Origin of the sequence: Caloramator sp., from assembly GCF_020054765.1 — a bacterium.
In the GTDB taxonomy this organism is placed as follows: Bacteria; Bacillota; Clostridia; order Clostridiales; family Caloramatoraceae; genus Thermobrachium; species Thermobrachium proteoclasticum.
Map to the genome: position 1 here is coordinate 16,160 of NZ_JAIHAO010000022.1, position 12,362 is coordinate 28,521.

At 32.1% G+C, this 12,362-nt stretch carries 8 protein-coding genes; 3 read left to right on the forward strand and 5 right to left on the reverse strand.

Annotation, left to right across the window (positions count from 1 at the left end):
• Positions 1 to 281: 281 nt before the first annotated feature.
• The 3 genes from JG776_RS08135 to JG776_RS08145 form a co-directional block, all read right to left on the reverse strand.
• Positions 282 to 1,217 carry a magnesium transporter CorA family protein gene (locus JG776_RS08135; protein WP_291966451.1) on the reverse strand — a complete coding sequence of 312 codons (936 nt, stop codon included), beginning with the start codon at positions 1,215 to 1,217 and terminating at the stop codon, positions 282 to 284.
• 160 nt (positions 1,218 to 1,377) lie between these two features.
• Positions 1,378 to 2,454 carry a hypothetical protein gene (locus tag JG776_RS08140; protein ID WP_291966453.1) on the reverse strand — a complete coding sequence of 359 codons (1,077 nt, stop codon included), beginning with the start codon at positions 2,452 to 2,454 and terminating at the stop codon, positions 1,378 to 1,380.
• 221 nt (positions 2,455 to 2,675) lie between these two features.
• Positions 2,676 to 4,772 (reverse strand): DUF11 domain-containing protein, encoded by a 2,097-nt coding sequence (locus JG776_RS08145; protein WP_291966454.1) that lies wholly within the window; start codon positions 4,770 to 4,772, stop codon positions 2,676 to 2,678.
• A gap of 110 nt (positions 4,773 to 4,882) precedes the next feature.
• On the opposite strand from JG776_RS08145, the gene JG776_RS08150 reads away from it, so the two are divergent.
• Both JG776_RS08150 and JG776_RS08155 read left to right on the forward strand, forming a co-directional pair.
• Positions 4,883 to 6,244, forward strand: a complete 1,362-nt coding sequence (locus tag JG776_RS08150) for a M28 family metallopeptidase (protein ID WP_291966456.1) — start codon at positions 4,883 to 4,885, stop codon at positions 6,242 to 6,244.
• 4 nt (positions 6,245 to 6,248) lie between these two features.
• A complete protein-coding gene (locus JG776_RS08155) occupies positions 6,249 to 7,028 on the forward strand; it encodes a GNAT family N-acetyltransferase (RefSeq protein ID WP_291966458.1) in 780 nt (259 codons plus the stop codon).
• A gap of 328 nt (positions 7,029 to 7,356) precedes the next feature.
• Here the strand turns inward: JG776_RS08155 and prfB are convergent.
• Together prfB and secA are read right to left on the reverse strand one after the other, a co-directional pair.
• A protein-coding gene (gene prfB, locus JG776_RS08160) for a peptide chain release factor 2 (protein WP_291966464.1) occupies positions 7,357 to 8,476 on the reverse strand; the annotation gives its coding sequence in 2 pieces (ribosomal slippage) (positions 7,357 to 8,406 and positions 8,408 to 8,476; 1,119 coding nt in all).
• Positions 8,477 to 8,502: 26 nt separating this feature from the next.
• The gene (gene secA, locus JG776_RS08165) at positions 8,503 to 11,004 is read right to left on the reverse strand and encodes a preprotein translocase subunit SecA (protein ID WP_291966460.1); all 2,502 of its coding nucleotides are present in this window, start codon (positions 11,002 to 11,004) and stop codon (positions 8,503 to 8,505) included.
• Positions 11,005 to 11,317: 313 nt separating this feature from the next.
• Here secA and JG776_RS08170 point away from each other — a divergent pair, with 313 nt between their 5' ends.
• Positions 11,318 to 12,238: a hypothetical protein gene (locus tag JG776_RS08170; RefSeq protein ID WP_291966462.1), complete on the forward strand. Its 921-nt coding sequence runs from the start codon at positions 11,318 to 11,320 to the stop codon at positions 12,236 to 12,238.
• Positions 12,239 to 12,362 lie beyond the last annotated feature (124 nt).

Here is a 12,362-nt window from a genome sequence, read left to right on the forward strand (position 1 = left end):
TTTTTATATACTCTATAGCAAAATAGAGCTGCAACAATATATATTAAAGTAAATATTAGTCCAGTAAAGTTTACTTATTAAAAATGCCAAAATAACCATAAATGAAATTATTATATGCCCCAGCCAAACTTCTCTTTTCGTCATAATAACCCTCTTTTTCAACATTTTTAACTTTATTATACTAAACTTTTACTTAATTATCTATATTTTATACAAAAATTAAACAAAAAGGGGCTGTAAATACAAAAAGTTAGGACACAGCCTAACTTCAATATAAATCCTTAAAACATATCCTTCTTTGCAAGGAAGTATGTTGCAACTCCTGTTGCAAGTGCCGTAATTAAAAGAACTATATAAAATCCAAAGGGATTTTCTGCAAATGGAACTGGTACGTTCATACCCCAAAGTCCTGCAAAAACCGATGGAATAGATATTACAATAGTAATTGATGCTAAGAACTTCATAACTATGTTTAAGTTGTTAGAAATAATAGATGCAAAGGCATCCATTGTTCCACTTAATATGTTGCTATATATGTTTGCCATCTCTATTGCCTGTTTGTTTTCAATTATAACATCCTCAAGAACATCTTGGTCCTCTGGGTATTTGTTTATCATATCAAGCTTTAACATCTTTTCAAGGGTTATCTCATTTGCCTTTAGTGATGTTGAAAAATAAACAAGACTCTTTTCAAGTTCAAGAAGCTGTATAAGTTCTTTATTTTTCATTGATCTATGAAGCCTTGCTTCTATAACTGAACTTGTTTTATCTATCTGCTTTAGATAATTTAAGTAGTAGGTTGATATTCTAAATAATATTTGAAGTATAAATCTTGATTTTTTGTAGGTATAAAAGCTTTTAATCTTACCCTTTGTAAAATCTTCAAGTATTTTATTTTCTTCAAGGCATATCGTTACTATAAAATCGTTATTTAAAACAATACCAAGTGGAATTGTATAATAGTTTAGTTTTTTATTTTCGACATCAATAAATGGAATGTCGAATATAAATAGGTATTGATCCTCTTCAATTTCTAAACGTGAACTTTCCTCTTCATCAAGGGCTGATTTTAAGAAATCAACCAAAATACCTGTCTTACTTGAAACATATTCAAGTTCCGTATCTGTTGGATTTATTATATTAATCCAACAGCCCTTTTCAATAGTTTCAACCTCTACCGTTGTGTTGTCCTGAATAGTCTTGTAAATCTTTATCATTCCGTGCACTCCTTTCTACACCCTCACAAGGGTGCAGAACAGTATGCACCCTTGTGGTCTATTTTAAGTTACTACTATAAGGCCCATCTCCCATATATTTACACCTCTTTAAAATATATATTACAATATTAATTTACATTATATATCAAAAAAAGACAACCTATTTTTGTTCAGGATTTAAAATAATTATTGGCTTAGGTGGAACAATTACATCCTTATTATCACCATTTTTAGGAAATACATTTGGCCTCTCGCAAATGCCGGTAAATCCAACAATATATCTTCTTTGCTCTATTAGTTCACCATACTGCTTTATCTTTTTAGTTAACAAATCAAAGGAAACTCTTATTGCCCTTTCATACTTTTCTATTGTATTTCTAAAATGTTTAAAATCAGATCTTTGATCGTGTTTACCATTTGCCGCAACGGTACCATTTATTACAACACCATCAAACACCTTAAAAAGTTCAGTTAATGCCCCTACAACATTAAAGGAATTTATATTATAGTTATTTGATTGAATTGGAGTAATTAAAATCTCCTGAAGTATACATTTTATTATATATCTTATTTCATCCTCTATAACTGCTATTTTATATTCAAGCTCAAGTTCTATAAGCCTTAGAATCTTAAGTAGACTTTCATTTACCTTATCCCTAAGTGCAACTACAATATAATATTTTATCATCGTAATACATTCTTTTTCTGTTAGAGTTCTTTTTCTATCTGCATCAAAGGGAACATAGTTTACATTGTAAAGCATCCTTATAATCTGTCTTTTGTTAAATTTACCAAAGTTCATCTCAATAAATTTATCATATCCTGTAGATATTAGTATATCTTCCGCCTTACATCTCCATTCAACATCATCTATCCTATCTATTATTTCCCTAATGCTTACTCTAAATATCAAGTATTCAAAAACATTTACCAAAATTTCTTCTTCAACCTTTTCAGCCACAAGTGCCAGCTTATAATTTCTGCAATCCTCATCAACATAAGGTGGAATATATTCTCTGTTGCATATTCTATTGTAGGCATCTATTATTACTTGTTTTTTTCTACAAGCATTACAGGGGTTGTACGAAACCCTTTTATCCTTAATTCCGCTCTCTATGCTCTCCTTTACATACTCATTAAAGCAGTCATCAAATTCACAGTCATCTTCAACTGTTTCAAACCTTTCAGACAACCTTTTTATAAATTCATCTATCTGTTTATCTATGTTATCTCCCATAGTACCCCACCTATTTCTTAATCATATTATAGTATATTATATATTTACAAAAATAATGATTTTTCAAATATTCTAAAAAGTTTTCAACAATATCCACAAGCTTGTCCACATCTTATACACAATATTTTTTTATTCAACATTCTTCCACATTTTTTTAACATAATATTCCACAGGCTTATCCACAAAACCTGTGGATAAGCCATCAAAATAGTGGATAACTCTTAGCAGTGCTTCTCTGCTTCACCCTTTATTAGTATATCCATAGGCTCTACAAAGAATCCCTTAAATTCTACATCACAAAAGTTGTAAAGTTTACTTAAGTCTCTACAGAACTTAAATGCTTTAATATTGTATTTATACTTAAACTGCTTATCACAAATATCCTCTACTAACGGATAGCAAATGGAATGTTCAAGAAGATTAATCATTAAATCCTTTCCTTCATATTTATAAATTATATTTTTCTCTATAATAAACTTTAATATTATCTTATTATCATAAACCTTATATTCAAAACTATCTATTACATCACTGCCACATTCTAAATCATATTTCTCGTTAAGGCATACAATCTGGTTTAATAAAATGTTTCCATCTATTCTTTCTACGATTCTATCAACATATAAGTCTAAATTATCCTCTAAGCTATCTGTTACTGATTTTCTCTTTAGAAGTTTTACATCATATTTTATATATTCATCCGTATAAATTATTGGAGCTATAAATTTTCTATAGTAACCATCCTTTTCAAATATTATTGTGTAACCCCCTACAGGTAAATATAAACTATATTCTTCATCAAATATTTCTGTTTTAATTAAACGACATTGTTTATATACCTTTACAGTTACTCCCTGTAGAAGCTCCTTTGTCTTACAATCCATTATTTTACCGGATATATTTATTAGCATATTCTCATAGGATGCCAAAACATTAACACCTTCATCACGAACGATATCAGTTATATCAGCATTTATGGCTGATGCACGTGCCTCATTTAAATATTGAACTCCAGTCATTATAAAGTATCCATCAAATTGTATTGTTAAAGTTTCCTCTTGGTCTGGTTCTAAATCTCCAACCTCCCAAACAAGAGTACTGGTTGGCAAATCATAAAATACTGTTCCTATTGAAGATGTATAAATTGGTACTTCACCTGTAAATATAAAATTTTCATTCAGAACATCTACAACTTTTACTCCATATACCTTAACATACGAAACATTTGTTACTTTTATCTCTACTGTCCAGCTGTCTTTTTTGCACGCATTGATCTCTGTAGGCCCATCTATTAACGTCTTTGTTATCTCTATCTCTCCCTGTTCTTCATTAACACATACTCCTATATCGCTTACAGGACCTACAGGTTTTATATTATCCCCAGTTAAAGTTGCAAAGTTTATAATCTTAAATCCAGGGTATTTAAATGAGCCTGTTATAGTAACCACTAATGTTTGAAAATTTCCTGCGTCAAGGTCTCCTATATTCCAAGTTACTGTAGATGTCTCCTCATCAAAATCTGCAGAAGTTATACCACTTGGTGTTAAAGATACATCGGTATCCTCAAGTCCTAATTCTGCATTTATAACGTCCTTAACTATCAATCCTTCTGCAGTTACTCCTGAGTTATTTGTAACTGTAAGTGTATATGTCCAGATAGTTTCCTGTTCTGGCTCTATACACTCAGGATAAAGTGGGCCATTTGTAACTTCCTTTGTGATCACTACCTCAGGTTCAACAGACTTATTTATTTCATCTCCACAGATTATATCTTTAATCAAAATTTGGTTTTCAGAAGATGTGAAATAGCAAAGGCTAAATACTGTTGTGTCAAAATTAAATCCTTCAAAGGCTGAAATTGGTGCTTTAAAATCTAAAAAGTAGTCGTCATCTGGTGTTTTGGCACAGGGAAACATTGTATTTGCTTTAATTACCCTAATATCCGTTCCAAATACATCTTCAACTAACACGCTATAGCTTATTACCCCAAATGGATTTTTTATTATCAATCTATAATTTCCACCGCTAACGTCAATTGTGAAGGTATATTTTAAATTTACTCCAAAATTGATAAATACTCCCCAAGCAAATTCTTTAAATTCACCTGACTGACTTTTAAGCGGTGTTTCATTTAACCTCATTCTAAAGGAAACTTCTCTATTTGTTTCAGTTTCTGGATCAATATAGTAGTAGGCTGCTGGATTTGAAAGGTCTCCTACAATGTCCGTTGAACAGGGATTTACATTATTAGGAACGGCTGTTATAGGAACTCCATCCTTTGTATAGACAATCCACATACTGTCATTTATAGGAAACATAAAATTCCCCTTAAAATTACTCTATTTTATAATACGCTTAAGCTAAAATTTCAGTTACTATTTTATGCTAATTTCTATAGTATTTTCATATAATTATACGAGGTGATTGTATGAAGAGAATCTATACAGTAGTTCTAATTTTAATCTGCCTTTTGTTTACATCCTTTACTCCGATAAACTTTAATAAACATAACGTATATGAGATAACAAAGGAACTATCATCTGATAAATACAGAGGAAGACTTGCAGGTGATAAGGGAAATAAAATTGCAGAAGACTATATAATTTCACAATTTAAAAAGAATGGATTAAAACCTCTTTATAAGGACTTCCGTCAAAGCTTTGAGGTTTTTGTTCCTTTGATTGAGGGAGACTGTACCCTTAGAGTTTTTGACAACACAAAAAAATTAATAAAGGAATATAAATACGGAGAGGATTTTAAAGAAATTATTTCTGGGCAATCACAGGGCGGAAGGATATATGCAAAACTTGATGACAAGACAATTAAATTTGAATCAAGGATAACAGGCGAGAGTTTAGGAAACTACGAATATGACAAAAGACTTATGAAGGAGGGGGTAAAGGCTGTAATTTATTCCTTTGACAGAATGATAAGGTTTAGAAGCCCCTATAAGGAACAGGTGGAATATAAAGAGGGACTTATTAAGATTTCGGTTCAGACAAACGTCTTGAAGGAACTTGAGGAGTTTAAAAGACAAGGATATTTTATTGAAATACAAAGTCCTTTAAATTATAAGAAGGTTAAGGTAAGCAATATTATAGGAATTAAGGAAGGCAAGGATAAAAACCTCCCCCCTATAATCTTTTCTGCACATCTTGACCACGTTGGGTTTGACGCAGATGGTGTAATCTACTCTGGTGCCCTTGACAATGCCTCTGGCATTGCAATGCTTATTGAAATTTCAAGGGCATTAAAAAACACCTCCTACGACAGAGATATTATTTTTGCTGCCTTTAATGCTGAGGAGGAGGGACTTATTGGTTCTTCCTACTTTGTGAAAAATAGTGGACTCAACTTAAAGGATGCTGAGGTTATTAATTTTGATATGGTAGGTTCTAAAGAGGATGTACCTTTAAGTATATTAACATCAGGGAACAGAAGTGTTTTTTCAAAAAGTATTGCTGAACTACTTAAGGAAAAAATAAAATGCAAAAATATTTATCAGGATAACAGCGACCACGCTCCCTTCTGCTATGAAAACATAAATGCAGTAACTTTTATACACGATGATACAAGCAAAATCCACACACCAAAGGACACAATTGATAACATTGATGTAGATAGATTTGAGAATGTTTTTAATGCAGTAAATATATACCTTGAAAGTAGAACTAAACTTGTTTATAACCCAGTGGTTAATCAATTTTCCTTTACTTCTGTCATATTAGGATATATAGTTGCATTAATAATTTTAGAATCAATATGTTTTATAGCAAGTAAAAGAGAGTGATATTATGGCTCATTTAGCTACTATATTAGATTTAAAAAGAATAATAAAACACAAACCAAGCTATATTTCAGAAGAAGAGCTCTACAATATATATAATGATGGATATATGGTTGTATCTGATATCAATCCCATACACTATTCTTATCCCGTTAGATACTATGACAATCTTATAATTAGATATTCAATAAAGGATTATGCTGAACTTGCTGAAATGCTAAAACTTTTTTTAGACCTTTTTAATGAAGACCTGTATATAGCAAACATTCCAGAAGAAAAATTAGAGCTGTTTAAATCTTTAAACTTTAATCCACTTTTCAAATTGAATACAATGATTAAAAAAAATTATGATATAAAAAACAATATATCGAATTGCTACTTTGTGCCATATTCAAATATATATTCAAAGGCTTTGATTGATATTGATAACAGCTTTTTTGATGATATATTCAAACTAAAACCCCACCATATTATTGAAATGGCAAAAGATCCATATATTAAAATTACTCTGTGTATTTTTAATAATAACTGCATAGGTTATAGCATATACAAACTTAACTCTACCCTTGGTTTTGGTTATATAATTAAAATTGCAATAGACAAAGATTATCAAAACAAAGGCTTTGGTTCTATGCTTCTTATGGACATTGTAAACTCCTTTAGAACAAAGGGAGTTTTACCTATTTTAATTGACTGCTTAGATTCTTCTACTCCATTTTTTGAAAAGAATGGGTTTATTCCTATAAGCTCTAACTACTTATTAAAGTACACTTATAAGTTATTGTAAAAAAGTGCAGCCCACACGAGCTGTCAGATTTTTAGCAAACCTGTTTGTTAACTAAAATCCGAAAAAGCCCCATGAAAAGATTTCAATAGGCCCTTTCATGAGCTTTAGCAATTCTTAGGTTTTCGACTTTGAAAAAGTCCGTAACTCGGCACAGGCCGTGCCGAGCCGAAGCGGCCATCAGGACGATGGCATCGCGAGGGTAGGACTTTTTCAAACAAAGAAAAGCTTAGAATTGCTTAGCAAAATGAACGAATGCCTAAGAAATCCTTCATGGGGCTAATCAATATATAACTCAACATCCTTCCACAGCCCATACGGACTGTGGTCTTTACTCTATATCTGTATTTCCACTTGCTGTTTGTCCCTTTAAGAATGCATTTATAAACTCATCTATTTCTCCATCCATTACAGCTTGAACATTACCTATTTCAACGCCTGTTCTGTGGTCTTTAACAAGAGTATAAGGCTGGAATACATAGGATCTTATTTGGCTTCCCCATCCTATATCCTTTAGGTCTCCTGTTAGGTCTTCTATCTTTTCCTTATGTTCTCTTTCCTTAAGTTCAATCAGTTTTGACTTTAACATCTTCATTGCTCTATCACGATTTGCGTGCTGTGAACGCTCTGTCTGGCATTGAACTACAATACCTGTTGGTATATGTGTAATTCTAATTGCTGACTCTGTCTTGTTTACGTATTGTCCACCAGCACCACCTGAACGGTAGGTATCTATCTTTAAGTCTTCTGCTCTTATATCAATGTCCTGTTCAGGTGTAATTTCTGGAAGAACTTCAACAGAAGCAAAGGATGTATGTCTTTTGCCTGCTGCATCAAATGGTGAAATTCTAACAAGTCTGTGAACTCCTTTTTCTGCCTTTAGGTATCCATAAGCATATTCACCCTTTATTTCAAGTGTTACACTCTTAACTCCTGCTTCGTCACCAGGAAGCATATCTACAACGTCAACCTTATAACCCTTCTTTTCTGCCCATCTTGTGTAGAGCCTTAAGAGCATTGAAGTCCAATCGCAGGCTTCTGTTCCACCAGCACCCGCGTGAATAGTAAGTATCGCATTGTTTTTGTCATATTCACCTGATAGAAGTATTTCTATTTTGAAATCTTCTATTTTCTTTTCTATTTCCCTTCTCTCCTGCACTATTTCATTTAGTGCATCTAAATCCTCAACTTCATCGGACAGCTCAATTAAAACCTCAAAATCATCAACCCTTCTTACAAGGTCTTCGTATCTTTCTACCTTATCCTTCAAGGATTTTAATTTTTGTGTTACCACTTGTGCATTTTGAGGATCGTCCCAAAAGCTTGGATCATTCATTTTGTTTTCTAAGTTTTCAATCTCCTTCTTTAAATTAGCGATGTCAAAGAGAAGCCCCCATTTCCTTAAGTGCTTCCCTCATCGGGTTAATTGCTGCATAGTGTTCTTCAAACATTACGTGCACCAAAATCACCTTCCCTATTATTTATTTTTTCCACAACAGTGTTTGTATTTCTTGCCACTTCCACAAGGACATGGCTCATTTCTACCTACCTCTTTTTGTTTCTTTATAGGAGTTTTCTTAACTGATTCATCATAGTTTGTTGATGTTTCCTTTGCAACTCTTTCTCTCTTTACTTCTTTTTCTGGCTTTAATCTGCATAGGAATCTCAGAGTATCTTCCTTTATGCTGTAAATCATTTCATCAAACATATTCATACCCTCAATTTGGTACTCATATATTGGATCTCTTTGTCTGTATGCTCTAAGTCCTATACCCTGCTTTAGATGGTCCATAGCATCTATATGATCCATCCACTTTACATCAACTGTTCTTAGAAGTACTATTCTTTCAATCTCTCTTATCTTGTCATCTTCAAAATCTTTTTCTTTATTTTCATACACATTAGTTGCTATGCCTAATAATTTTTCTCTTATTTCTTCCTTACTTAATTTATCAAATTCTTCAACACTTAACTTGTCTGAAATGTTAAATACATCTACAAAATAGTTAATTAGTCCCCTTAAATCCCATTCTTCTTTATGTCTATCATCTGATATGTGTGAATTTATTGCTGCATCTATAACGTCCTCTATCATCTTGAATATCGTATCGCGAAGGTTTTCTCCCTCAAGAACCTGTCTTCTTTGATTGTATATTATTTCTCTTTGTTTATTCATTACATTGTCGTATTGTAAAAGGGATTTTCTTATTTCAAAGTTATTTCCTTCAACCTTCTTTTGTGCCTGTTCTATTGCATTTGTAACCATCTTGCTCTCTATTGGTTCATCATCAGGCATTCCCAACCTTTCAACTATATTACTTATTTTTTCCGAACCAAATAGACGCATCAAATCATCTTCAAGGGATATATAAAATCTTGATTCTCCTGGGTCACCTTGACGTCCTGAACGTCCTCTTAATTGGTTGTCAATTCTTCTTGATTCGTGTCTTTCTGTACCTATTATCTTAAGTCCTCCAAGTTCTGCAACACCTTCTCCAAGCTTTATATCTGTACCACGACCTGCCATATTAGTTGCAATTGTAACCATCCCCCTTTGTCCTGCATTTGCAACTATTTCAGCTTCCTTTTCGTGGTATTTCGCATTAAGAACTTGGTGAGGTATTCCCCTCTTTTTTAACATACTTGAAAGATGTTCTGACTTTTCAATACTTATTGTACCAACAAGAACTGGCTGTCCTTTTTTATATGTCTCTACAATTTCATTTACTATTGCATTAAATTTTGCCTCTTCTGTTTTGTAAACAACATCTGGTTTATCAACTCTTGCAACTGGTTTATTTGTAGGAATTACTATAACATCAAGGCCATAGATTTCTCTAAATTCACTCTCTTCTGTTTGTGCAGTACCTGTCATACCAGAAATTTTGTTATAAAGTCTAAAGTAATTTTGGAAGGTTATTGTGGCAAGAGTCTTTGATTCACTTTGAACCTTTACTCCTTCCTTTGCTTCAATTGCTTGGTGTAGACCATCAGAGTAGCGTCTACCGTACATTAGTCTTCCTGTAAATTCGTCTACTATTATTATTTCTCCATCCTTAACAACATAGTCAATATCCTTCTTCATTAATTTATGAGCCTTAAGTGCTTGAATAACGTGATGCTGAATCTCCATATTTTCTGCATCAGCATAGTTTTCTATTTTAAAGAAATTCTCTGCCTTTTTAACACCCGTTTCTGTTAAAATAACTGCATGTTGTTTCTCATCAACTTCATAATCCTCTTTAGATAATGTTCTAACAAAGGTGTCTGCAATTTGATATAGGTATGTTGACTTTTCTCCTTCACCTGAGATTATAAGAGGTGTTCTTGCTTCATCTATAAGTATTGAGTCAACTTCGTCTATTATCGCATAATTAAGTTCTCTCTGAACCATTTCTTCTTTATAGATAACCATATTATCTCTTAGATAATCAAATCCGAACTCATTATTTGTTCCATATGTTATATCGCTGTTATAAGCTTCTCTTCTTTGAACTGAATCTAATTCGTGTGTAATAACCCCAACAGTTAAACCTAAAAAATTGTAGATTTTACCCATCCATTCAGCATCACGTTTTGCTAAATAGTCATTAACTGTTACAATGTGAACTCCTCTACCTGTTAGAGCATTTAAATAAGCAGGTAGGGTAGCAACAAGTGTTTTACCTTCACCTGTCTTCATTTCTGCTATTCTTCCCTGATGAAGCACAATACCACCAATTAATTGCACCCTAAAGTGCTTCATTCCCAATGTTCTCCACGCAGCCTCTCTAACTACTGCAAAAGCTTCTGGCAACAAATCATCTAATGTTTCTCCCTTTTCTAATCTTTGTTTGAACTCAAACGTTTTTCCACGAAGTTCATCGTCTGATAGTTTTGACATTTGTTCATCAAGTGACTCTATTTTTTCAACCAAAGGCATTATCCTTTTAATTTCTCTATCACTATATGTACCAAAAATTTTTTCTAAAATCCCCACTTTATTCACCTTCTTTTACTAATTTAAATACAAATTTCATTATATCATTTAAAAAAAGTATTATCAATATTGAAAGATTAAGATTCTGTTTATACATAGTTAAACCAAAAAAATATTAGCAAAAATTAGTTGACAAAATTAACCTTTGGATGTAAAATTAAAGTAAAGATATGTAGATATTTGACGAAATTTGAAACCCCCAATACACCACTCCCCCTACCCACTTAATGTGGGTATTTTTTTTACCTAAAAGAAGGAATTGGAAAATAAACATAGAATATATATTTAATAACAAATGTTGGGGGGTGTTGTTTTGAATGAAATGCTTCTTCATCAACTAATAGAAGAAGTTAAACTTCTTAGGGAAGAAATTAGACTTTTAAATTTAAAAATTGATGGGGGGAATAATTTAAAGAAAAATCTAATAAAAATTGAAAAATCAAACCAAGTAAGTGTTCAAGAAACTCAAAATAATAACATTGAGTTAAATAGTCAAAATGCTGCTATTAATTATATTATGTCGCGAAAAATGATGATAAAAAATTACAAAACTGATGTTGATGATGATATTTTTATGAAGCTCTCTAATTATCTTGGAAATAGATATGAATATCTTAGGGAATTATATGCTGTTATAAAACCTTCTTTATCAAATGGAAATAGTTTCTTTTTTAATATGCAAAACAAACCCCAGGAGGTTATAACATACTGTACTCAGTTTTGTAGCCTTCTTTATAAAAACGCATTTTTATCAAATTATTCCTATAAAAAATCAAGTAGAATTATAACAGGAGCCCCACAAAGAATAGGTAGGGTAATAAATTTCTTTACAGGTGGATGGCTTGAAAATTACATTTCAAACATTGTAATTAGTGAGCTTCATTCAAAGGGAATTAATGACTTTTCCTTTGTCCAAAACTGCCAATTGGAGCTACCAAATGGCGATAACTTTGAAGTTGATATGCTGTTTATAGTTAAAGATGTTCCTATATGGATAGAATGTAAAACAGGTGATTATCAAAGGTATATTTCAAAATACTCTGATTTTAGAAAACGTATGGGAACAACAAAAGAAAATTCGCTTCTAATAATTTCAGACCTTCAAATGGGACTTAGTAAAAACTTATCTTCAACATTTGATTTAACTGCAATGAGTTTATCAGAGGCAAAACTTTATATAAGTGAGTTGATTGAAAACATCCAAAATAAGATACCAAGAGAAGAAGGGGCCTAAGGGCCCCTTGAAATTGTTGACAAAACTACTTGTTAGCTAAATTTTGAAAAAGCCCCATGAATGGATTTCAATGGGCTCTTTCGTGAGCTTTAGCAATTCTTAGCTTTTCGACTTTGGAAAAGTC